21 protein-coding genes are annotated in these 21,807 nt (G+C 63.9%); 4 read left to right on the top strand and 17 right to left on the bottom strand.

Features of this window, described 5'->3' with window-relative positions:
- Positions 1 to 39 precede the first annotated feature (39 nt).
- The 8 genes from AC1ECK_RS29995 to rhaM form a co-directional block, all read right to left on the bottom strand.
- Positions 40 to 1,347, bottom strand: a complete 1,308-nt coding sequence (locus AC1ECK_RS29995) for an MFS transporter (protein ID WP_480325744.1) — start codon at positions 1,345 to 1,347, stop codon at positions 40 to 42.
- 444 nt (positions 1,348 to 1,791) lie between these two features.
- Complete coding sequence (locus AC1ECK_RS29990; RefSeq protein ID WP_480325742.1) at positions 1,792 to 2,031, bottom strand: DUF2442 domain-containing protein; 240 nt, start codon at positions 2,029 to 2,031, stop codon at positions 1,792 to 1,794.
- 173 nt (positions 2,032 to 2,204) lie between these two features.
- Positions 2,205 to 3,212, bottom strand: a complete 1,008-nt coding sequence (gene rhaS / locus AC1ECK_RS29985) for a rhamnose ABC transporter substrate-binding protein (RefSeq protein ID WP_480325740.1) — start codon at positions 3,210 to 3,212, stop codon at positions 2,205 to 2,207.
- 94 nt (positions 3,213 to 3,306) lie between these two features.
- A complete protein-coding gene (locus tag AC1ECK_RS29980) occupies positions 3,307 to 4,320 on the bottom strand; it encodes an ABC transporter permease (RefSeq protein ID WP_480325738.1) in 1,014 nt (337 codons plus the stop codon).
- The gene (locus AC1ECK_RS29975; protein ID WP_480325736.1) at positions 4,313 to 5,377 is read right to left on the bottom strand and encodes an ABC transporter permease; all 1,065 of its coding nucleotides are present in this window, start codon (positions 5,375 to 5,377) and stop codon (positions 4,313 to 4,315) included. Before AC1ECK_RS29975 ends, AC1ECK_RS29980 begins: the two co-directional genes overlap by 8 nt.
- Positions 5,374 to 6,903 carry a sugar ABC transporter ATP-binding protein gene (locus tag AC1ECK_RS29970; RefSeq protein ID WP_480325734.1) on the bottom strand — a complete coding sequence of 510 codons (1,530 nt, stop codon included), beginning with the start codon at positions 6,901 to 6,903 and terminating at the stop codon, positions 5,374 to 5,376. Before AC1ECK_RS29970 ends, AC1ECK_RS29975 begins: the two co-directional genes overlap by 4 nt.
- A gap of 76 nt (positions 6,904 to 6,979) precedes the next feature.
- Entirely contained in the window at positions 6,980 to 7,873 is an 894-nt protein-coding gene (locus AC1ECK_RS29965; protein ID WP_480325732.1) for an amidohydrolase family protein, read from the bottom strand.
- A gap of 27 nt (positions 7,874 to 7,900) precedes the next feature.
- Complete coding sequence (gene rhaM / locus AC1ECK_RS29960) at positions 7,901 to 8,224, bottom strand: L-rhamnose mutarotase (protein ID WP_480325730.1); 324 nt, start codon at positions 8,222 to 8,224, stop codon at positions 7,901 to 7,903.
- 191 nt (positions 8,225 to 8,415) lie between these two features.
- Here rhaM and AC1ECK_RS29955 point away from each other — a divergent pair, with 191 nt between their 5' ends.
- Positions 8,416 to 9,432, top strand: coding sequence for a LysR family transcriptional regulator (locus AC1ECK_RS29955; protein ID WP_480325728.1), 1,017 nt, complete (start codon positions 8,416 to 8,418; stop codon positions 9,430 to 9,432).
- 59 nt (positions 9,433 to 9,491) lie between these two features.
- On the opposite strand, the gene AC1ECK_RS29950 is transcribed toward AC1ECK_RS29955, so the two are convergent.
- The 5 genes from AC1ECK_RS29950 to AC1ECK_RS29930 form a co-directional block, all read right to left on the bottom strand.
- Positions 9,492 to 10,274, bottom strand: coding sequence for an SDR family NAD(P)-dependent oxidoreductase (locus AC1ECK_RS29950; RefSeq protein ID WP_480325726.1), 783 nt, complete (start codon positions 10,272 to 10,274; stop codon positions 9,492 to 9,494).
- A gap of 62 nt (positions 10,275 to 10,336) precedes the next feature.
- The gene (gene rhmD, locus AC1ECK_RS29945) at positions 10,337 to 11,515 is read right to left on the bottom strand and encodes an L-rhamnonate dehydratase (RefSeq protein ID WP_480325724.1); all 1,179 of its coding nucleotides are present in this window, start codon (positions 11,513 to 11,515) and stop codon (positions 10,337 to 10,339) included.
- A gap of 46 nt (positions 11,516 to 11,561) precedes the next feature.
- Entirely contained in the window at positions 11,562 to 12,890 is a 1,329-nt protein-coding gene (locus AC1ECK_RS29940) for an MFS transporter (protein ID WP_480325722.1), read from the bottom strand.
- A 184-nt stretch (positions 12,891 to 13,074) separates the two neighbouring features.
- Positions 13,075 to 13,827 (bottom strand): SDR family NAD(P)-dependent oxidoreductase, encoded by a 753-nt coding sequence (locus AC1ECK_RS29935; RefSeq protein ID WP_480325720.1) that lies wholly within the window; start codon positions 13,825 to 13,827, stop codon positions 13,075 to 13,077.
- A gap of 138 nt (positions 13,828 to 13,965) precedes the next feature.
- A complete protein-coding gene (locus AC1ECK_RS29930) occupies positions 13,966 to 15,504 on the bottom strand; it encodes a GGDEF domain-containing protein (protein ID WP_480325717.1) in 1,539 nt (512 codons plus the stop codon).
- A 275-nt stretch (positions 15,505 to 15,779) separates the two neighbouring features.
- Here AC1ECK_RS29930 and AC1ECK_RS29925 point away from each other — a divergent pair, with 275 nt between their 5' ends.
- Both AC1ECK_RS29925 and AC1ECK_RS29920 read left to right on the top strand, forming a co-directional pair.
- Entirely contained in the window at positions 15,780 to 16,334 is a 555-nt protein-coding gene (locus AC1ECK_RS29925; protein ID WP_480325715.1) for an RNA polymerase sigma factor, read from the top strand.
- Complete coding sequence (locus tag AC1ECK_RS29920; RefSeq protein WP_480325713.1) at positions 16,331 to 17,248, top strand: anti-sigma factor family protein; 918 nt, start codon at positions 16,331 to 16,333, stop codon at positions 17,246 to 17,248. The genes AC1ECK_RS29925 and AC1ECK_RS29920 overlap by 4 nt, the downstream gene beginning before the upstream one ends.
- 22 nt (positions 17,249 to 17,270) lie before the next feature.
- On the opposite strand, the gene AC1ECK_RS29915 is transcribed toward AC1ECK_RS29920, so the two are convergent.
- The 4 genes from AC1ECK_RS29915 to AC1ECK_RS29900 form a co-directional block, all read right to left on the bottom strand.
- Positions 17,271 to 17,681: a hypothetical protein gene (locus AC1ECK_RS29915; RefSeq protein ID WP_480325711.1), complete on the bottom strand. Its 411-nt coding sequence runs from the start codon at positions 17,679 to 17,681 to the stop codon at positions 17,271 to 17,273.
- Between the two features lie 61 nt (positions 17,682 to 17,742).
- Positions 17,743 to 18,585: a lytic transglycosylase domain-containing protein gene (locus tag AC1ECK_RS29910; protein WP_480325709.1), complete on the bottom strand. Its 843-nt coding sequence runs from the start codon at positions 18,583 to 18,585 to the stop codon at positions 17,743 to 17,745.
- Positions 18,586 to 18,661: 76 nt separating this feature from the next.
- On the bottom strand, positions 18,662 to 19,870 hold the full coding sequence (locus AC1ECK_RS29905; protein ID WP_480325707.1) for a cupin-like domain-containing protein: 1,209 nt from the start codon (positions 19,868 to 19,870) through the stop codon (positions 18,662 to 18,664).
- Complete coding sequence (locus AC1ECK_RS29900) at positions 19,867 to 20,799, bottom strand: TylF/MycF/NovP-related O-methyltransferase (protein ID WP_480325705.1); 933 nt, start codon at positions 20,797 to 20,799, stop codon at positions 19,867 to 19,869. Before AC1ECK_RS29900 ends, AC1ECK_RS29905 begins: the two co-directional genes overlap by 4 nt.
- A 300-nt stretch (positions 20,800 to 21,099) precedes the next feature.
- Between AC1ECK_RS29900 and AC1ECK_RS29895 the strand changes: the two genes are divergently transcribed.
- Positions 21,100 to 21,798: a DUF3455 domain-containing protein gene (locus AC1ECK_RS29895; protein ID WP_480325703.1), complete on the top strand. Its 699-nt coding sequence runs from the start codon at positions 21,100 to 21,102 to the stop codon at positions 21,796 to 21,798.
- Positions 21,799 to 21,807 lie beyond the last annotated feature (9 nt).

Genomic DNA, 21,807 nt, shown 5'->3' with positions numbered 1-21,807 from the left:
GCTGCATGCGAACGCTTGCCGGACGGACGACGGTCTTTCCTATGCACGCGCTGCGTCGGCAACGCGCGCAACGACAGCGGCGGCGCGCTGCTGCGGCTCGGCCGGCTCCTTCAACACCAGCCACACCACCACCGCCCCGACCAGATCGAAGCAGGCGAGCGCCACGAACATCGGGTCATAACCCACCAACGCCACCACCACACCCACCGCCAGCGAAAACAGCGTCGCGCCTGCGTAGCCGGCCATGCCGGTCAAACCCGTGGCGGTCGCGACATCGTTCTTGCCGAACACGTCGGAGGCGAGCGTATAGAGCGCGCCGGACAGCGTCTGATGCGCGAAGCCGCCGATACAAAACAGCGCGATCGCCAGATACGGGCTCGTCGCGAGGCCGATACATGCCGGTCCGATCATGCACAACGAACCGGTCACCACCACCAGCTTGCGCGAGGTAATTAGCGAAGTGTTGAAGCGCTTCTGATACCACGGCGCAAGATAGCCACCGAGCACGCAACCAATGTCTGCGGCAAGAAACGGCAGCCACGCGAACATGGCGATTTCCTTCAGGTTCATATGACGCACGCTCACCATATAGAGCGGAATCCAGAAGTTGAAGGTCTGCCAGGCCGGCTCGGCCAGAAAGCGCGGAATCGCAATGCCCCAAAAGGCGCGCCGCTTGACGATGGCGTGCCACGAAGGCCGGCTCGCGCTACTCGTCCTGTGCTGCGCTTCCTGGCCTGCGAGGATATAGTCGCGCTCGCTATCGGAGAGGCGCGGTTGATCTTTGGGGGAACGGTACAGCAGCAGCCACAGCAGGCTCCACACGAGGCCGAGCACGCCGATGGAGACAAACGCCATGCGCCAGTTGCCATGCAGAATCCACCAGACCACGAGCGGCGGCGCGACCACCGCGCCGATCGAAGAGCCGATATTGAACCAGCCGGTGGCAATCGAGCGTTCTTTCGCGGGAAACCACTCGGAGGTGGCCTTGAGGCCCGAGGGAATGCCGGCGGCCTCGGTCAGGCCCAACATGCCGCGAAACACCGCGAGCGAAATCCAGCCGTTGGCGGCGCCGTGCAGCATGCAGGCGCCCGACCAGGCAATGGCGAACAGCGCAAAGCCGATCTTGATGCCGACCACATCGAGCACGTAGCCCGCCACCGGTTGCATCACCATATAGGCGGCCTGGAACGACGCGACGATGTACGAGTACTGCGCCGTCGAGATGCTCAGCAGCCTGTTCATTTCCGGGGCGGCCACCGCCAGCGAATTGCGCGCAATGTAATTGACGATCAGACCCGACGTGACAAGTCCGATCATCCACCAGCGCATGCCTCTAACCTTGCCCATTTGCTCCTCCAGTGTGCCGCCGTGTGCCGGCGTGCTATGTCGTATGGCGCGTGCCGCGTGGCTTCGGCGTGGATCGCACCGATGCGCGGGTCGCCGCGACGGCTCAGGTCCGCGAACGGACAGCCGGAGTGAAGCGCACCATGGACGCCAAGATAATCAACCGGCCGGATAGTTGTCAAGCAACATATGATGGAGTCATGTAGGCCAATTTTTACAACATGGAAATTTAGATGAATTTAGCTATTTTTCACCTGTTTTTCTCGTCAAAAACCGGACAAACAAACATCTCCGCGTTTACCCGGCACTAAATTTTGCCATACAACTTTAATGAGAAAAGGCGTGAATCCAAACCGGAAGAAGACAAACAGACGCGGTGCAACGCTGCCGTCACACGCTAAAGAGCAGCCGGCGAGCGCCGGCTGCGTCATGCCTCAAGCAGGCAAATCAGTGCAGCGTGTTCTCATCCAGCGGTTGCAGCAGCGCCGTCACGCTCAAATCCTGCTGCAACTCCGGCCAGTAGAGCCGTTGCTTGTCGATCGAGATGGCGAAGTGTTCCCGCTCCATCGCCGTGGCCGACGCGAGCGCCGGAAACTGGCTCAGTGGAAAGTGAGCCGCCCGGCCATCGGCCAGGTCCAGCACCATAAACCTTGCATCGAAATGCACATTCACCGCAGCGCCTTTCATGACCGGCTCCTTGAGAGAAACAAGCCCTACGAGCGTATAGCGCCGAAACCGGCCATTCAAGCAAGAAAAAGCGGGCACGAGCACGGCGCAGGCGCCGGCGCACCTGCGCAAAAACGCCCCGAAGGGCGTTCCTGCCGAGCATCCGGAACCGTCCGCGAACACTAAAACCAGCGCTAGAAATTAAAGTTATCAATATTGCTGGAATCAAACGTGGTGGGCGGCCCCAGGATAATTTCGCCCTGCGGCCCGATCGTGCGCTTGCCGAGCTTGCCCGCATCGAACGATTCGCCTTCCTTGCCGGTAATCGTGCCTGAAGCGAGCGCCGCCGCCGCATACCCCGCCAGATAGCCGAGCTGATTCGGATCCCACAACTGGAACGCCTTGACCGTGCCGTTCTTGACGAACGCACGCATCTGGTTCGGCGTCCCCAGCCCCGTCACGTCCACCTTGCCTTTGCTCGAAGACGACGAGATATAACGTGCCGCCGCCGCAATCCCGACCGTCGTCGGCGCAATGATCGCCTTCAGATTCGGATACGCCTGCAGCAAACCCTGGGTCTCGACAAACGACTTCTGATCGTCATCATTGCCGTAGGCGATTTTCACCAGCTTCATCTTCGCGTACTCAGGCTTTTTCAACTCTTCCTGCATCCACTTGATCCAGGTGTTCTGGTTGGTCGCATTCGGCGTGGCCGAGAGAATCGCAAACTCGCCCTCGCCGCCCATCAGCTTCGCCACCAGTTGAATCTGCCCACGTCCGATCCCTTCCGCGTTGGCCTGGTTCACAAACAGTTGCCGTCCCTCCGGCGCCGTATCCGAATCGAATGTCACGACCTTGATGCCCTGCGACATCGCCTTTTTCAGGTAAGGCACCACTGCGTGCGCATCGTTGGCGGCAATCACGATCGCATCCTGATGCTGGGTAATCAGCGTATTGATGTACTGCACCTGTGACGACGCGCCCGCATCCGACGGACCCACCACCTTGCCAACGCCGCCGAATTCCTTGATCGCGGCCATGCCGCCGTCATCGGCGATCACCTCGTACGGGTTGTTGATCTGCTTCGGGACAAATGCGATCTTCAGGCCGCTTTTGATATCGGCTGCGCCCGCCGCGCAACTGATGCCCAGCAGCGCGACGCAGAGCGCGAGTGCTCCGGCCTGACGTAGGGGTTTGAACATGAATGTCTCCTGGCTGAATAATCGGACGTTGGAGCGTCCGGGTTGTTGATATCAGGAACGGCGCGCCGCACCGGCGTCGTGCGGCAGCGCAAGGCTACGAAGCGGCCGATCTGGCAATAAACCGGCGGTCACGCATTGCGCGCCAGCGGGCCACCAGATTGGGGATCAGCACGGACGCCAGCAGCAGCACGCCGGTCACGATGGTGAGCGTTTCGCTGGAGACGTCGTCGAGCGTCAAGGCATTTTTCAGCACGCCGATAATCAGCAGCGACAGCAACACACCGACCATCGAACCGCGGCCGCCGAAAATGCTCACGCCGCCGAACAACACCGCCGCGATCACGGATAGTTCGAACCCCTCACCGTTGTCGCCACGTGCGCTGGTAAAGCGCAGCGTGTAGACGACGCCGGCCAGCGCACTCATCGCGCCGGACAACACAAACAGGCGCAAACGGATTTTCGCCACTTCGATACCGGAGAACGTCGCGGCGGTCGGATTCGCGCCGATGGCATAGAGACTGCGGCCGAACGCCGTGGCCTGCAGCAGCACCGTGAACAAAACCGCGCCGACGATCACAATCACAAACGGCAAAGGAATAAACGTCGCACCGAGATTGTTCATGCCGAATGCCGTATAGCCCGCCGGAAAATCCGCCACCGCCTGATCGCCGAGCAGCACATACGCGAGGCCGTGAAACAGCGCGAGTGTGCCGATCGTCACGGCAAGCGAAGGCAGATTGAGCCTGACGATCACCAGACCGTTCAACAGTCCGGCCAGCGCACCGGCGATCAGCACCAGCACGATCGCAAGCGGCATCGGCAAGCCCATATGCCACAGCACGCCCATCAGCGCGCTCGATGCCCCGAGCACCGACGCCACCGACAGGTCGATCTCGGCGGCCACGATGATCAAGGTCATCGGCAGCGCCATCAACGCGATCTCGGTCAGATCGGCCAGCACGTTGCTTATATTGGCGCCGCTCAGAAACACGGGCGACAGCACCCGGCCCAACGCCAGCGACAACACCAGCACGATAACCAGCAATATTTCCCAGCGCAAAGGCGTCTCGCGCTTGCGGGTCAGCAAGGCGGAATCGGGTTTAGCCATGATCGCGTTTCCTCATCATGCGTTTGGCGACGGAACGGGCCAGAAGCGTGTCGGCCGCAATCGCGGCAACGATCAGCGCGCCTTGAATCGCCTGCTCCCAGAACGGCGAGACGCGCAGCACCACCAGCGCAATGCTGATGACGCCCAGCACGAGCGCGCCGAGCGTCGCGCCGAGGATGGTGCCGACGCCACCCGTAATCGCGACGCTGCCCACCACCGCTGCGGCCACCACCTGCAATTCGATGCCCTTCGCGGTACTCGCATCCACGGTGCCGAAGCGCGCCAGCCATAGCGCCCCGGCAAAGCCCGCAATCGCGCCGGACAACAGAAAACCGGACATCACGCGGCGTTCGACATTGACCCCTGCGAGGCGCGCCGCCTCCGGATTCGAGCCGATCGCATAGTGCTCACGGCCGCCGCGAAACTGCTTCAGATACACCGACAAGCCGATCAGCACCACCAGCGCGATCAACGCGAGCGTCGGCACGCCGAGCAGCGCGCCGGTCGCGAGCCGCGAATAGGCGTCGGGCAAGCTGGTGGCGTTGATCTGCCCGCCATGCACCCACGCGTAGTCCGCGCCGCGGAAGATATATAGCGTCGACAACGTGGCGACCAGCGAAGGCACGCGCCCCACGGCTACCAGCAGCGCATTGATGCCGCCCGCCAGCAGGCCGATCGCGAGCCCCGCCGCAAGCGCCACCAGCACCGGCATATGCGGAAACGCGACATACAGGCTGCCGACGGCATAGGCGCTAATGCCGACCGTGGACCCCACCGAGAGATCGATATGCCGCATCAGGATCACGACCGTCATGCCCGCGGTCAGCAAGCTGATAATCGACACATTCAGCAGCACGTCGCGCAGATTCTGCAAATTCAGAAACTGCGGCCGGGCGAGACCCGTGCCGGCAATCAGCAGCACCAGCACGATAAACAGCGTGGTTTCGCGGCTCTTCGCAAGCGCCGTGACAAGTCCACCCGCTTTCGGAGCAGTGCTTCCAGCGACGACAGGCTGCACCGGCGCCGGATGAGGATGAGTATGGGAATGGCGCATCATGCGGCGTGCCCTAGTGGGTTGACGGGCTGGCCAAGCGCCGCGCCCATGATGCGTTCTTCGTTCGCATCGGCGCGCGCAATCTCGGCGCTGATCCGGCCTTCGTGCATCACCAGAACCCGGTCGGCCATGCCGAGTACTTCCGGCAGTTCGCTCGAGATCATCAGCACCGCCATGCCATGTGCGACCAGCTCCGCCAGCGCGCTATACACCTCGGCCTTGGCGCCGACATCGATGCCGCGGGTGGGTTCGTCGATAATCAGGACCTTGGGATCGGTCGCCAGCCATTTGCCGAGTACGACCTTCTGCTGATTGCCGCCGGAGAGCGTACCGACCGGCGCGTTGGCGTCGCCCGCTTTCAGGCGCAACCGCGTGCCCCATTGCGCAGCCAGTTGCGTTTCGCTGCGCGTGAAAATGAGCCCATGTTTGACGAGACGCCCGAGCACCGTCATCGATGCATTGCGTGCGATGCTCAGTTCCAGCGCCAGCCCCTGCTGGCGACGGTCTTCGGGCACCAGCGCGAGCCCGGCGCGCACCGCCGCCGCGGGCCGGCCGGTCGCGAGCGGCTTGCCGGCAATCCACACCTCGCCCGCATCGAGCGGATCGATGCCGAAAATAGCCCGGGCCACTTCGCTGCGTCCCGCCCCGACCAAGCCGGCCAGCGCGACGATCTCACCGGCGCGAACCTCGAACGAAATGTCCTTGAAGACGCCGAGGCGCGTCAGTCCGCGCACCGACAAACGCACTTCGCCCGGCGCGACATCCGCCTTTGGATAGAAACTCTCCAGATCGCGCCCGACCATCTTCGCGACGATCGCCGCTGTGGTCAGATCGGCCGTGGGCGCATCGAAGACCTTCGCCCCGTCGCGCATGATCGTGACATGCTGCGTCAGCGCAAACACCTCATCGAGACGATGGGTAATGAACAGAATCGCCACCTCGCGTTCGCGCAGCTTGCGCACGATCGCAAAGAGCCGCTCCACCTCGGTCAGGGACAACGCCGCGGTCGGCTCGTCCATGATCAGCACGTTCGCATTGAGCGAGAGCGCCTTGGCAATCTCGATCACCTGCTGATCCGCAATCGACAAGCCCCGCACCAACTGGTCCGCCTGCAGATCGACCCCGAGCGATGCCAGCAAGCCGTCCACCTCGCGACGCATGGCGTCGTACTGGATCCGCCCGATGCGGTCCACCGGTTGCCGTCCCATGAAAATATTCTCGGCAATCGACAGATCGAAAAACAGCGTGGGCTCCTGATAGATCACCGCCAGACCGGCATCGCGCGCCTCGGCCGGCGTCGCAAAACGCCGCGCCACGCCGTCGACCACAATCTCCCCGCTATCGGGCTGATGCACGCCCGCGAGGATCTTCACGAGCGTCGATTTGCCCGCGCCGTTTTCGCCGAGCAGCGCATGCACCTCGCCCGGCCATAGCGTGAGATCGCCATCCGATAGCGCACGGACCCGGCCAAACGATTTGCTTGCATGCCGCAATTCGAGCCGCGGCGCAGCGGTTGTCTGTTCCTGCACTGCCTGTCTCCTCCATCGTGCGGCGTTGGCGGCACGCCGCGTTTCATCGGGGATATTTCGCCCAGCTTCCAGCCGGTCAGAGCCGGTAGATGCGCTCCGCGTTGCGGCGAAACAGCGCGTCTTTCTCGGCCACGCTCGCGTCGGCAACGATTGAAGCATAGGCCTGCCAAAGATCCTGATAGGAACCGAAGAGCCGGTCCACCGGAAAATTCGATGCGAACATGGCGCGCTCGACGCCGAACGTGTCGATCGTTTCAAGCACATAGGGGCGCAGGCTTTCCACCGTCCAGCGATGGTCGAACATCGCCAGGCCGCTGATCTTGACGGCGACGTTCGCGCAACCGGCAAGGCGTCGCATGCCGTCGCGCCAGGCGCGATAACCCGCCACGCTATTGCGGTCGACAAACATGCCAGCATGATTGACGATGAACTGCGTATCCGCATGAGCCTCGGCCAGCGCCACCGCTTCGTCCATCTGCGACGGATACAGTTGCAAATCGAACGACAAGTCATAGCGGCGCAGCAACGCAAAATTCTCGCGCCATACGGGATCGCGCATCAGATGCCGGCCGATATAGTCGAACAGCTTGTTCTCATGCACATTCAGAATCTGCCGCACACCGCGCGTATTGGCAAAAGCGGCGTGGGCTTCGAGGACCAGCGCCGCGTTCGGCGCAGCAAGATCGGCCGCGGCGACGATGCCGTTCGGCATGCCGTGCGAACCGGCCTCGCCGGCAATACCCTGCAGCCAGCGGGTTTCCTCGACCGGATCGGCCGGATCGTGATTCGCCTCCACATGCACCACTTTCAGAATCTCGATCTCGCCCGCTTCGCCGCGCAGATCGGCCAGCAAATAGTCGTGTTTCAGCTCGCGCGCGTCGCCGACGAACGATACGCCCGGATTTTCAAGCCACGGGTAGCGATGCGTCTTGAGATCCCATAGATGAATATGCGGGTCGATCACTTGCATGGGCATGTCTCCTGCTTCAACGGTCCGTCAACCCGGGGGCGGCAGATGAAACACCGGCTCCAGTGCCTGCTGCAGCGGCGTGTGATCCTCGGCGGTCTGCATGATGTCGGCCATGTAATCCCACCATTTGCGCATCACATCGAGTTCCGGCAAGCGGTCCATATGATGATCGGGAGTGCGCGTCAGAATCGCGAAGAGATGATGGGTACCGGCATCGAAAAAGATCCGGTAATCGCACACGCCGACCTCGCGCAAGGCATCGACCAGTTCGGGCCAGATCTGCCGATGCCGGCGCTCGTATTCCTCGCGCATGCCCGGATTGAGCACCATCCGGAAAGCGATTGTCTCCATTGCGGCCTGTCTCCCGTCGTTGCTTTTCATCTTCGGGGCGCTTTCTGGGGGAAGCGTATGAACCGACTATAATTCCTGCGTCGATAGCATCTCAATCCGTTGTTGGGATTGGGCGATCCAGAAACCGAATCGCACGGCCGGCCGAATCCGCCATCCGGATTGGCCAACGCCTGTGCCACCGCCTCTGCCCCATGAGCCAGAACGCTGCCACTGTCGCCCTCGTCAATCGGCTCAAATTCAAGCATCTGGCGCTGCTCGTCGCCCTCGACGACGCCCGCAACCTGCACCAGGCCGCCGACGCCGTCAACGTTGCCCAACCAAGCGCATCCCGCATGTTGGGCGATATCGAAGAAGCCTTCGGCTTCCTGCTGTTCGAGCGCAACGCGCGCGGCATGCAGCCCACGCCGCTCGGCGTCGTCACCCTCGCCTATGCGCGCCGCGCGCTCGCGGAACTGACCCGCTTCGCCGAAGACCTCGACGTCAAGCGCAAAGGCGGGCACGGGCAATTGACGGTCGGCGCCATCATGGGCGCCGCGCCCGATCTGCTCGCCATGGCGGTCGCCGCGCTGAAGACCGAACGGCCGCTGCTCAATGTGCGCATCCTCGGCGAGACGAGCGATCAGGTGGTCCAGTTGCTGCACCGCCGCGAAGTCGATCTTGCCCTCGGCCGCTTGACCAACCCGCTGCAACACAACGATTTCAGCTTCGAACCGCTCGCCCGCGAAACCTTGATGCTGGTGGTGCGCACCGCTCATCCGCTGGCGCAGCGCAGCGCCATTACCTTGCGCGAGCTGATCGAGTGGCCGTGGGTCGCCCAGCCCATCACGAGCCCGGCGCGCGTGCTGTTCGAGGAAGAACTGGCCCGCGCCGGGCTCGCCACCCCGGTCAACCTGACCGAATGCGCGTCGATCTTCGCCACCCTGCAATTGCTCGAAAACTACGATGCCGTGGCGATGCTGCCCGAATCCGTGGTGCGCGACCATGTGCGCGGCAAGCTGCTGGTGGCGCTGCCCGTCGAAATCGGCAAGAGCCTCGCCGGCTTCGGCATTCTGACGCGCAAGGAAGAACCGCTCGCCGAGCCGGCGCTGCATTTCATCGACCTGCTGCGCAGCGTGTCGCAGAAGCTCGCCCGTGAGGCAGGCGCTCAACCTGACGGCGCCGCCGTTGAACCCGCCGTTGCCCCTATCCTGCCGCTGTCCGCGCACTGAGTCTCGCTGATTGTGCCGCCCGTTGTTGCGCTCGTTGTCCCGCGCATTGTCCCGCTTACTCACTGCAGGTTGACGAACAGGCCGCCGTCCACCAGCAAAGCCGCGCCGGTCACATAGCGCGCAAGGTCGGAGGCGAGAAACACCACGCAGTCCGCGACATCCTCGGGACGCCCGAGTCTGCCTAAAGGAATGCGCTTCTCGAAGTAGGCTTTCTTCGCTTCGTCAGCGAGATCCTCGGCGTTGAGGTCCGTGGCGATGGTGCCGGGCATCACCGAATTGCAGCGAATCCCATACGGTCCCAACGCAATCGCGCACGACTGCATCAGCGAATGCACGCCGGCCTTGGTCGGCGTGTAATGCGTCTGCATGCCCCCGCCTACGAGTGCGCTGATGGAACTGGTGGCGACAATCGCGCCGCCAGTGCCCTGCGCCTTCATCTGCTGCGCAGCAGCCTGGGTCACGAAGAACGCGCCGTTCAGGTTGACCGCCACGGTCGTCTCCAGCACCTCGGCGGGCATGTCGAGAAATGCGTGGAATGGACAGATGCCCGCATTGCTCGCCAGCACATCGACTTTGCCGAAGGCTTCCACCGTGCGCCGGACCAGTTCCGCACCGGTCTCGCGCGCCGCGACGTTGCCCTCCACCGCCAGTGCGCGCCGGCCGAGCGCTTCGATCTCTGCCAATACCTCTGCGACGGCGGAGCGGCGTCCGTACGATGCGTCGTTATCGCCCCAGTAGTTGATCGCCACGTCGGCGCCTTCGCGTGCGCAGGCCACGGCGATGGCCCGGCCGATGCCGCGCGATCCGCCTGTGACGATCACTACCTTGTCCTTGAGCAGCACTTGGTTCTCCTTGAGCGGTCCAGCCGTTGCCAACTTTCAGTCTTGCGTTCGGTGCTTCGGATTCAACGCGGATAAGGCCGCACCAATGCACACTCCGGATTGAGCCGCACGCCGAAGCCCGGCGTATCCGGCACCTTCATCCGGCCGTTCACGGGCACCGGCTCATCGAGCAACAGCGGCGTAAACATCGGCACCACCTGATCGGCCTGCGGCGCCATCATCAGAAACTCCGCGAACGGCGAGTTGTGACGCGTGACGACGAAGTGATAGCTGTACACCGACGAGCCGTGCGGCACCACCATCACGTTATGCGCATCCGCGAGCGCGGAGATCTTGATCAGTTCGGTCATGCCGCCGCACCAGCCCACATCCGGCTGGATCAGATCGCAGCAGTTCATTTCCAGCAGCATGCGAAAGCCCCAGCGCGTCGCCTCGTGCTCGCCCGTCGAGACCATCATGCCGCGCGGCACGTTGCGGCGCAGTTCGGCGTAACCCCAGTAGTCGTCCGGCGGCAGGCATTCCTCCACCCATTTCAGGCCATACTCGTGCGCAGCGTGCGCGAGCTTCGTTGCGTACGGCACATCGAGACTCATCCAGCAATCGAACATCAGCCAGAAGTCGTCGCCGACCCGGCTGCGCATCTCGGCAAGGCGCTCGAGATTCAGTCTGAGCCCCGCTTCGCCCTCAGCCGGTCCGTGCTGCAACGGCAGCTTGCCGCCGATAAAGCCCATCTCCTTGGCGAGATCGGGCCGCGCGCCAGTCGCGTAGAACACCAGTTCGTCGCGCACCGGGCCGCCCAGCAACTGGTACACGGGCTCCTTGCGGACTTTGGCGAGCAGATCCCACAAGGCCAGATCGACACCGGAAATCGTATTCAGCACGATGCCCTTGCGCCCGTAATAGAGCGTGGCGAAATACATCTGATCCCACATTTTCTCGATATCGGTGACAAGCTGGCCTTCGAGGAAACGCGCCAGATGTTTCTCGACGATAAACGCGCCGATCTCGCCGCCCGTCGTTACCGCAAAGCCGACGGTGCCGTCGCTCGCTTCGATCTCGACCACCAGCGTGCCGAGCACATTGATACCGAACGACTGGCGACTCTGCCGGTACTCGGGATAGCGCGCCATCGGCGTCGAGATATGGTCATCGATCCAGTGGCCGTCGGCCTGGTCGTGATAATCCGCGCCGCCGCCACGGACGATGAAGGCACGCACGTGCTTGATAGTAGGCATCACCATAAGAAAAGCTCCGTTTGCAGGGCAGTTAAGCGCGGCCGTCGATGGCTTAGCGGGCGCGGTATATCAATGGCGTCACGGGCTGCGCGGCCGGCGCCCTATCGCGACGAAACAGCGTGCCGATCAGCAACGCGGCCAACAGACTCGCCGCGCCGAGCAGCAACAAACCGGCCGAAGTCGAAGCGAACGCGCGTTCGGCGGCGGTACGCAACGACGGCGCGATAAAACCGCCGAGGCTGCCGAGCGAATTGATCAGCGCAATGCCGCCCGCGGCGGCAGCGCCGGTCAGATAACGGGTGGGAAACGTCCAGAACAGCGGCTGCGCAGCAATAAACCCGCTCGCGGCACAACACAATGCGGCAAGCGCGAACAAGGGGCTATGCGTCAATCCGGAGGCGCCGATGCCGAGTCCGGCCAGCACCAGCAGCGCCACCGCCCAGCGGCGATGTCCGCCGGTGCGATCCGCGCGACGCGGCACGGCCCACGTCACGGCCAACGCACACAGCCAGGGAAGCGCGGCAACGAGCCCGACGCGCAAGCCGACCGCGGTCCCCATCAATGCCGCGACCTGCTGCGGCAGATAGAAGATCACGCCATACACGCTCATCTGGATCAGCAGATAGATCGCCGAAAGCGCCAGCACGCGCCGGTCGAACAGCGCGGCAAGCAGGTTGCGTGGGCCGTGCGCGGAGGCAGCGCGGGCGTCCTGGTCGAGCGCCCCGCGCAGGGCGGCACGTTGCGCGCTATCGAGCCAGCGGGCATCTTCGGGCCGATCGTCCAGATACCAGAACGCCCACACGCCGACCGCCGCCGCCATGGCGCCTTCAATCAGAAACAGCCATTGCCAGCCGGCCAGCGCCACGGCGCCATGCAAATCGAGCAACAGGCCCGAGAGCGGACTGCCGAAGATAAACGCAAGCGGCGCGCCGAAATAGAACATCCCGACGGCTCGCGCCCGCGCCGACTGCGGAAACCAGTGCGTGAGGTAATAGATGACACCCGGAAAGAACCCAGCTTCGGCGACGCCGAGCAGAAAGCGCAGCATGTAGAACGCGCTCGTCGTATGCGCCAGACACATGGAGGCCGACACCAGCCCCCACGTCACCATGATGCGGCACATCCATAGACGCGCGCCGACCCGATGCAGCAGCAGATTGCTTGGCACTTCGAACAAGGCGTAGCCGACGAAGAACACCCCGGCGCCGAACGCAAACGCCGCGTTCGACAAGCCGGCATCGTGCTGCAGCGCCTTTTGCGCGAAACCGATATTGGCGCGGTCGAGAAAGGCCAGCACATACATCAGCAGAAGAAACGGCAACAGACGCCGCATCACCTTGCTGTTGATCGCCTCGAGAGAAACGGGCGAAGTCGGATTCATGGCGTCTCCTGTCGATCAGAGTTAGCGCTTCAGCGCTTACTCTGATCCCATGCAGCTCGGCTGCGGTCGGCCAGAGTTAGCGCTTCAGAGCGCTACTCCGGTCCCATGCAGTTCCACTGTGGTCAGCCGGAATTAGTGCTTTAGCAGCCAACCAGATTCCGCGCTCCCGCAGATTCAACCGCGCTCAATAAGTAGCACGGCCGCCGGACAGATCGAACACCGCGCCGGTGCTGAACGCACAATCTTCCGACGACAGCCACAAGATCAGCGAAGCCGCTTCTTCGGGCAACAGAAAGCGGTTCATGGGAATCTTCGAGAGCATGTAATCGATATGCTGCTGCGACATCGAATCGAAGATTTCGGTTTTGGCAGCCGCCGGCGTCACGGCGTTGACGAGGATATTTTTGGTGGCCAGCTCTTTGCCGAGCGATTTGGTAAGGCCGATCAGGCCGGCCTTCGAAGCGCTATAGTGCGACGCGTTCGGGTTGCCTTCCTTGCCGGCCACCGAGGCGATATTGACGATGCGCCCATAACCCTGCTTGAGCATCTGCGGAACGACTGCGCGGCAGGTCAGGTATGGCCCGATCAGATTCACGTCGATCACGCGGCGCCAGACTTCGGGTTCCAGTTCCCATGTGGTGCCGTTGCCGCCGGTGATGCCCGCGCAGTTGATCAGCACATCGATCGTGCCGTGGGCGGCCAGGGTTTGAGTGACAGCATTCGCCACAGACGCTTCGTCGGTCAGCTCGACGGTCGCCGCCGACACTTTGCCCAGTTCGGCCAGTTCGCCGCGGCTGCGCTCGAGCCGCGCCGCGTCGACATCCCAGAGCGCGACCGAAGCGCCCGAGTTCAGCGCGCGCTGCGCCACCGCATAACCAATGCCGCGCGCCCCGCCGGTAATGACGACGGCACGCCCCTCCAGATCGATTCGGTTCATCGCTTGTCTCGCTCCCGCGGCACGGCTCGCGCCGCGTAACGGTTGTGGTTGTGTTAGTGCCAGACAATATACGGCGCGGCCGATACCGGAACAATTCGAGTATAGGAAGGTGCGATAACAAAAGTGAATCGGGGTGACTCACACCGCCGACTTCACCCGGTTGCGCCCCGCCGACTTCGCCGCATAGAGTTGAGCATCGGCCTGCGCCATCAAACCGGACACGCTTCCCCCTTGCGCCGGCAAGCAGGTCGCACAGCCCACACTCACCGTCACCGCGCCCTGCTCGCTTGCCCCAACGAACACGCTCATTGCCTGAACCTTCCTGCGAATCTTTTCCGCCACGATCAACGCCCCATCCGCCGGGGTATCGGGCAGCACCACGGCGAACTCCTCGCCGCCGTAGCGGGCCACCAGATCCACCGAGCGCCGCACCACCGAGGCCATGCATTCGGCCACCGCGATCAGCACCTCGTCGCCGGCCGCATGACCATAGGTGTCGTTAAACTTCTTGAAGTAATCGACGTCCACGAACAACACCGACATCGCACTGCCGTTGCGCCGCGCCCGCAGCCATTCCTCGTCAAGCCGGCTGTCGAGAACGCGGCGGTTGCTGAGGCCCGTCAGCGGATCGGTGGCCGCCAGCCTCACCAGCTCCGCCTGCGCCGCCACCTTGTCCTGCAGCGTGAACGCCAGCAACCAGGCCACCAGCACGAACACCGCGCCCAATGCCAATGTCAGGCCGCCGGCAACCAGGCTGCGCCGCCGCCATTCGGCGAACACCTCGTGCTCGGCCGGCGCCACCACGGCGATCAACGGCGTGGACGGCACATGCGCATAGGTAAAAATGCGCCGCACCCCATCCACCGCAGACGTTGTCACATAGGAGCCCTCGGCATGCGAGGCCATCACCGTAAACGTCGGCGACTTCGCGATGCTGGTGCCGATCTCCGCTTCGGTATACGGCTTGCGGGCCAGCAGCGTGCCGTCGTCGAGGACGATAAATACCGAGCCCTCTTTACCGGTGTTGATCTTGTCGAGCAGGTGCTGGAAGTATTCGAGCCGGATAGCCAGCAGCGCGACTCCCGCAAACGCGCCATCCGCGCCGTTGATGCGCCGGGTCAGTCCGATCGACAGATTCCCGCTGCGCAGCCGCGAGCGAAACGGATGCGATATGAACAGGCCCACATCGGGATTGCGCTGTTGGGCGACAAAGTAATCGCGGTCGTCGAGCCGCACGGCGGGATTGAGCTCGCCCTTCTGCGACGCGACCACGCGGCCGCCGGCATCCAGCACATAGGCGCCGCCCAGGTACGCGGCGGTCGTCGCCCGGTCGAACAGGACCGCATGGCGCAGCGCGGCGGGCAACTGCCAGGTCTGCGGATTCTGCGCGCCATCGACCATCGAGTGCAGCGACAGGTCATAGATTTCGACATTGCGCGCGAGGTCGCTGGAGATCAGCGAGACCAGGTTTTCCGACGTTTCATGCGAGTGGAGCAAGGCGTCGGCCCGGCCGTCGTAAAGCGTCAGAAAGGTCAGGCTCGCCATGGCCGTCGCTACCGCCGTGCCCGCCATGCCGGCCAGAAACGGATGGCGGCCCACGGCCTGCGTGACCGCCGCTGCGTACTTGCGCACGGCTTTGCGCCAGCGCCGACGCAGGGAAAGCACTCGATGCGTCACCGGTTTCCCTCCGTCGTGGATAAAGTGTTTGCAGTACCGGTTTGGCCATCCGACGCGCGGGAACGTTGATCGAGCGTCTGTTTCAGCAGACCACACGCGTGGCGCCGATGGCTGACCGTTCATCGACTGTAACCGCTTCGTCTGGGCACCTGGAATCAGCATGTGCCCGAGTCGGCCCGGTGTTGCAGCGTTATCCGCCTTACTGTTAGAGGTCCAGCACAAACCGCGGTTTGTCGCTAGAATCCTGCCATCTGTCCTTGCGCAAACACGGAACCATGTCGACGACCGGTTCGGATTTACCCAGCCTGCTCCCGGCCATGCTGCCGCGCCTGTGGGCGTTTGCGCTACGCATAGCAGGCGACCGGCACGACGCCGAAGACCTGGTGCAGCGCGCCTGCGTGCGTGCGCTCGAACGCGCGCATCAGTTGCAGCCCGGCACTTCCGCGCTGAGCTGGATGTTCGCCATCGTGCATTCCACCTGGATCAACGAGTTGCGCGCCCGCAGCCGGCGCAACCGCTCCAGCACGGAATGGGATGATGAAATGCTCGAAACCGTCGCCGATCCTGCCGTGCGCACGCCGGAGGAAAACGCCATCAATAGCCAGATTGTCAGCGCGGTGGCGAGGCTGCCGGAAGCGCAGCGCGTGGTGATGCTGCTCGTGGCCGTCGAAGGGCTCAGTTATATCGAAGCGGCTCAGGTGCTCGACGTGCCGATCGGCACGGTCATGAGCCGCCTGTCACGAGCGCGCCAGACCATCGGCGCACTGTTCGGGGTGCGGGATAGCCAGAGAAGCAAAGTTGCAGTCGCGAGTAAGGACCCGGTCTCATGAAAATGGACTCTATCCTGCTGATGGCATATGTGGACGGCGAGCTGTCCGCTGAGGAATGCCAGGAGGTCGAAAAGGAGATCGCCGTGTCGCCTGATGCCGCCGAATTCGTTACCCAGTTGCAGACGTCGCGCTTGCCTTATGCGCAAGCGTTCGAGCAGCAAAAACTGCCGCCGGTGCCGGACAGCCTGACCGAAGCCGTTGCGGCGATGGCGCGCGCCCATGCGCAACGCATCGCCGCGCCGGGCGCCAACGATGCCGCGCTCGAACATAGTGCGTTCGTCCCGCCGTCCGCGCCGGTGCGCTCGCGGCTGCGCGTGGCGCCGCTGTGGCTGGCGGCGGCGTTCGTCGCCGGGGCCTTCTTCTGCGGCATCGGCCTGCGCTTGGTGCCGGGCCTCGGCGCTGGTCCCAACGCCAACTCCGCCGCGACAGTCGCCGCGGCCAACCCGCAGGCTTCATGGGTTGCGGCCGCGGCCGGTTATCAGCAGCTCTATTCGCGCGAGACCGTGGCTCAGGTGCCGGTGAATGCCGAAGTGTCGGCGCAAACCGTCGACGAGATTCGTCATCAGGACGGACTCGACGTGCGGATTCCGGATCTGAGTCAGGCCGGGCTGACCTTCAAGCGCGTGCAGCGGCTGCGCTTTAACGACAAGCCGCTGGTGCAGATCGTCTATCTGCCGCAGCAAGGCGCACCGGTTGCGCTCTGTGTGATGAAAGACACCCGGGCCGACGCGGCAATCGCCGAGCAGCGTATCGACAGCATGAACGTCGTGACATGGCGGCACGCCGAACTCAGCTATGCGCTGATCGCCAAGCCCGAAGGGGTCGATTTATCGGCGCTGGCGAAAGATATCGCCGCCAACAGCACGCAGTCGCTGTTCGGCGACGCAGGTATTTCGATGCTGGCGGCGAACTGAAGCAACGGCGCGCACGCCGGCCTCAAGGCGTGCGCGTCGCGCCCCCACCCGAAGACTGCCCTTCACAGTACGCCAGGTATTTGGTGTAGACATCCGGCGGCGGCAGCTTCGCATAGCGGCCGTACAAGCCGTCGATAAAAGAGGCCAGTTCGGCCTGCGCATACGCCTGACGCTCGGGCGGCATGGCCTGCACCACGGCCAGCGTCTTGCGCCACTCCTGTTCTTTGGTGACACCGGCGTCGCGGTCGAGCGCGATCAGCCTGGCGTTGTTGGCGCGGGCGGCGCAGATCTTGCTCATCGAACCCGCCGGCGTTTGCGCATAGGCACTTACGGAAAGCGCCGCGCAACTCAGGGTCGTGAAAAAGGCGAGCGAAGCCGCCGGACGGAAAAGCCAATGGCGCGCAACGGCGCCGCGGGTGCGTGACTCGTTCATTCAAACCCTTGCATGAGATGGACTGGAGCAGACCCCGCGCGTGTCGTTGCAGCACGCCGTCTCAGGCAGGCAGTTGACCACCCTGTTGTATCGTCGACGCGAACTGGGTTACTTCGTTCACGTAGTTCGGGTCGCCGATCGAGACATCCGAGAGATTACCCGGTTTCACCTGACCCGGGCCAGAGTTGTAGGCGCGCAAGGCTTCGTCCCAGTTGCCGCCGAACTGCTTGGCCATGTCGCTCATGTAGTACGCGCCGGCGAGAATATTGGTGGAAGGGTCGGACAGATTCTTGCCCTGCAATTGCGGATGCTCCTGCTGCAGGCTGGCGAAAGTCGCCGGATCGACCTGCATCAGGCCGGCGTCGGTCATGCCGTTGCTGTTGGTGCTGCTGGCCCCGGCATTGCCGCGCGACTCCTGCCAGATCTGCCCGGCGAGCAGATTGGCGGGCACGCCGGTTTGTTGCGAGGCCGCTTCGATATCGTTGCGATACGGTTCGAGCTGGGATGGGAAGCCGGGGCCGAGTGTCGAGCCGCCGAAGTCGGACGACGCGCCCGAGGAACCGGAAGCCGCGGCGCCGCCGGATGAAGCAGGCGTGCTGGAGAATGCCGAAGGTGTCGAAGCCGCGCCGCCCGTCGCTGAAAACATGCTCGGGTCGAAGCCGCCGCCCGAGCCACCCGAGCCGCCGCTGCCAAACCCTCCACCACTGCCGCTGCCCGAAGAAGAGGGATCGTTGCTATCGAGCTTCAGACTGGCGATCATCTCGCGCAGCATCTGTTCGAGCTGGTCGATGCTTTGCAGCAGTTGCGTCTGGTTCGAACCGGACGATCCGCCGCCGGCGTCGAAAGACGATCCGTACATGCTGCCGATCCCGCCGCTCATCTCGCTACCCACCGAAAGCGCCATCGTCGTCCCCGCTCAATCGAATGCGATGCCGTCAATCCTAGCGTCGGCCTGGCATGCCGGCGAAACCGGGTCGAAGTTATGTGCGCAAATGCGAAGCGAGCGCCGCCGCCTGTTCCTCGCTGACGAAGCGGCTGATCGACAGCACGTGATCGAGCGCCCAGACACAGTGGAACCAGCCGGTGGGAATCACCAGCAGATCGCCCGGCGCGATCGTGACGTCGATGCCGCGCGCTTCGGCAAAACGAGGAAAGCGGGCAAAATCGGGCGCGGCGGCATCGACGCGGCACGGACGGTAGGTATTGAACGCGTCGAGTGCATAGACAGCTTCGTCCTGCGACGGGCTATACAGACGAACCCGTTTGCGGCCATGCACCTGGGCCAGAAACGAATTCGCCAGATCGCAATGCAGGCGTGTGACGAGCGCATGGTCGCGGCGGCGGCCGAACCAGAGCTGGGCCGGGCCGAACATCGCAGCCGGCAAAACCGGCATCTCGAAGCGCGCTTCCCAGGCGGCGGGTAGCAAGCAGCCTTCGGTGTAAGGCGGGTCTGAGGCGGCGCCCGCCCCGGACGCTTGCAGTGCTTCAGGCGCTTCGAGTGCATCGATAAACTCGCCTACGGATTGCGAGCTTCCGTCGACCGGGTTCGTCCGCAACACCGTCGACGCTTCGCGCTCGCGCCAGCCGGCAAGCGTCCAGGCTGTCTCGGGCCAGCGCAGTACACCGCGTAGATGGAGCGGGACGCTGCGCTCCAGCGTATCGACGATTGCAGTGTTCAGCGAAGCCGCGAGCGCCGCATCGTGGCCGGTTTGCGCGGCGTCGAACACGGGCACCGCGTCAAGCCGGCGAGGCGCACGCTCACGCGCGCGTGCCAGCGCAGCCCGTCCCTCGTCCGAAGGCCGCTTGAGCAATTGCAACCAGTAAGCCGCAAGCCGCGCGGCGCCTTCGATCCGCACGCCGCCGAGCGCAAGGGACGCGGCGCTGCGCGCGTCGAATCCGCTCGGATCGGCAAGCATGGCGGCCAGCACCGCGCGAGTCAGCGTGATGCGAGCGGTTGCCTGAGTAGGCCCTGCAACGGAGATGCCGGCGAGCGTGTGAGCCGTAACGCCGCGCTCAAACCCGCCGCCCTCACCCTGCAACGGCCGCATCTCGATCACTCGCCCCAACACGAAACGACGGCTGCATGGAAGATCGTCGCTGACGATCAGATCGAGCGCAGCGGTTTGAGGCGGCGCCACATAATGTTCGGCAAGCCGCGCCACCAGCCCCGCGGGCAGATGCGCGCTCACGACGGCTTGCGCCAATACACGGCCTGCGCATTGACCCATGTAAACGGCGCATCGATGCCGTACTGCTCGCGGTATTCGTCCACTGCCCGAGCGCATCCGGTCGGCAGGCCATAGTCGTCGACGATCGCAAATCCACCCGGCGACAAACGTGGATACAGCGCCTCCAGCGCATCGCGCGTCGAGTCGTACCAGTCGCCGTCGAGACGCATCAGGGCAAGCCGCTCAATGGGCGCCTGCGGCAGCGTCTCGGCAAACCATCCAGGCAGAAAACGCACGCGGCGGTCGAGCAGCCCGGCGCGCGCAAACGCACTGCGTACCGCGTCCAGATCGCTGCGCAGCAGCCCTACCGCCCGCATCAGGTGATGCCAGATCGCATCGCGCAGATCGCTCGCGGGGTCCGGTGCGGGCAGTCCGGCAAACGAGTCAGCAACCCATACGCTCCGCTGCGTGTCGCCGAATGCCGTGAGCGCGGCGCGCATCAGGATGGTCATGCCGCCCCGCCAGACGCCCGCTTCGATGAAATCACCCGGCACACGCTGTTCGATCACCGTGCGCGCCAGTTCGACGACATTGTCGAGCAGCGCGTCATCGCACATCGTCAGGCGGCGCGACTCGTGGTGCATATGATTGAGCGCGGCAGCGATCCGCGCCGGTTCGACGCCCGCGATCTGTGCCGCCGAGCGTCCCAGCGGCGCAAGCCACTCGGCGAACACGCGGTCCGCATCGGCCAGACGCACCGTGCATTCGGCCTCGGTGATCGGCGTCGCGGCGGCTCCGCGATCGTCTGCGCGATTGCCGCCGTCGGGTTCGCCGCGAATATATTGGCGAATCATCGCGAGCCAGGCGTGCGCGAGATCGGCGCCGCCCATGCCCGCTTCATCGTGGCGTTCAGACTCGATCGGGGAAGCAGAAAACAGTTTCGGTTCCATCGCCGCTCGAAGGGACAGGAGTACAGAAGGACGTAAGGCCATGCTGCGCCGGTGACGCGATGCTGCGTTTGACAACCTGCGTTTTGACAACCTGCATTTGACAACATCAGTTGCCAGTATCGGCTGCCGCACCCGCTTCAGCCGGCCCGCAGCGAACCGAAGCATGCAGATACGAACCGCGGCCGGTCCGTGCGTTTTACCGTGCAGCGTTTCGTGTTGCACCCCGACCGGCGACGGCGGATCGGTTGTCATTGCAGCATTGAGCGTCACCTCCTTCACCATTTAAACTTCGATATCCCGATGAAAGGTCTTTCGTCGCGTCCCGCCCGCTCGCTTTGCCGGCTTACCGCCTTGCTCGGCATCGGTGGTCTGCTCGCGCTCGGCGGCTGCGCCACGCCGCCCAAGCCGCCGCCGACCGCCAACGACGCCCTGCCCGTTGCCCTGCGCGCGGGCCAGGACGAAGTGCTGCAGGAAATCATGACCACCCACGGCGACGAAACCTATATCTGCCGCAGAACCGCGCTTGCCGCCGCCCCGCTCACCCGCTTCGATGCCTCCGGCACGGCGCCGGCGGCCGCCGACGCCAACGGCGTGCGCACCGACCCCACCCAGTTGTTGTGGGATCCGGCCGGCTCCGAAGCCACGCTGGTGGATGCCGGTGGCCAAAGCGTCGGCACGGCAGCTCCTGGCCATTACTTCCTCTCGTATGACGGCAGCTATGTAAAGGCCACCGTAGTGGCCGAAAGCCAGGTCGGCGCCAACGCGCTGACCTGGGCGCGCTATGAAACGGGCTACGTCGCCGCACCGCGCCCCGGCAACGGGCGTTTCTCGAACATCAGCTCGATCCAGCGCATCGACACCTCGGGCGGCCTGCCGCCGCAGCCGGCCTGCGAACTCGAAGGCTCGCGGCTGCTGGTGCCGTATGCGGCCACCTATATGTTCTATCGTGCCAAAGGCGTGGCGCCGATCGCCTCGTCGACGGCTCCGACAGCCCCCTGATCCGCAGGA

Source organism: Paraburkholderia sp. SSBN10T (genome assembly GCF_056619545.1).
This window is presented reverse-complemented; position numbering and strand designations above follow the sequence as displayed.

What these genes read in the sequence shown, in the direction of transcription:
- rhmD (WP_480325724.1), bottom strand. Translation starts at nt 11,515, where the DNA reads ATGGTGATGCCTACTATCAAGCACGTGCGTGCCTTCATCGTCCGTGGC.
- AC1ECK_RS29895 (WP_480325703.1), top strand. Translation starts at nt 21,100, where the DNA reads ATGAAAGGTCTTTCGTCGCGTCCCGCCCGCTCGCTTTGCCGGCTTACC.
- AC1ECK_RS29980 (WP_480325738.1), bottom strand. Translation starts at nt 4,320, where the DNA reads ATGGCTAAACCCGATTCCGCCTTGCTGACCCGCAAGCGCGAGACGCCT.
- AC1ECK_RS29920 (WP_480325713.1), top strand. Translation starts at nt 16,331, where the DNA reads ATGAAAATGGACTCTATCCTGCTGATGGCATATGTGGACGGCGAGCTG.
- AC1ECK_RS29955 (WP_480325728.1), top strand. Translation starts at nt 8,416, where the DNA reads ATGAGCCAGAACGCTGCCACTGTCGCCCTCGTCAATCGGCTCAAATTC.
- AC1ECK_RS29965 (WP_480325732.1), bottom strand. Translation starts at nt 7,873, where the DNA reads ATGCAAGTGATCGACCCGCATATTCATCTATGGGATCTCAAGACGCAT.
- AC1ECK_RS29940 (WP_480325722.1), bottom strand. Translation starts at nt 12,890, where the DNA reads ATGAATCCGACTTCGCCCGTTTCTCTCGAGGCGATCAACAGCAAGGTG.
- AC1ECK_RS29990 (WP_480325742.1), bottom strand. Translation starts at nt 2,031, where the DNA reads ATGAAAGGCGCTGCGGTGAATGTGCATTTCGATGCAAGGTTTATGGTG.
- rhaS (WP_480325740.1), bottom strand. Translation starts at nt 3,212, where the DNA reads ATGTTCAAACCCCTACGTCAGGCCGGAGCACTCGCGCTCTGCGTCGCG.
- rhaM (WP_480325730.1), bottom strand. Translation starts at nt 8,224, where the DNA reads ATGGAGACAATCGCTTTCCGGATGGTGCTCAATCCGGGCATGCGCGAG.
- AC1ECK_RS29925 (WP_480325715.1), top strand. Translation starts at nt 15,780, where the DNA reads ATGTCGACGACCGGTTCGGATTTACCCAGCCTGCTCCCGGCCATGCTG.
- AC1ECK_RS29935 (WP_480325720.1), bottom strand. Translation starts at nt 13,827, where the DNA reads ATGAACCGAATCGATCTGGAGGGGCGTGCCGTCGTCATTACCGGCGGG.
- AC1ECK_RS29910 (WP_480325709.1), bottom strand. Translation starts at nt 18,585, where the DNA reads ATGGCGCTTTCGGTGGGTAGCGAGATGAGCGGCGGGATCGGCAGCATG.
- AC1ECK_RS29915 (WP_480325711.1), bottom strand. Translation starts at nt 17,681, where the DNA reads ATGAACGAGTCACGCACCCGCGGCGCCGTTGCGCGCCATTGGCTTTTC.
- AC1ECK_RS29900 (WP_480325705.1), bottom strand. Translation starts at nt 20,799, where the DNA reads ATGGAACCGAAACTGTTTTCTGCTTCCCCGATCGAGTCTGAACGCCAC.
- AC1ECK_RS29975 (WP_480325736.1), bottom strand. Translation starts at nt 5,377, where the DNA reads ATGATGCGCCATTCCCATACTCATCCTCATCCGGCGCCGGTGCAGCCT.
- AC1ECK_RS29995 (WP_480325744.1), bottom strand. Translation starts at nt 1,347, where the DNA reads ATGGGCAAGGTTAGAGGCATGCGCTGGTGGATGATCGGACTTGTCACG.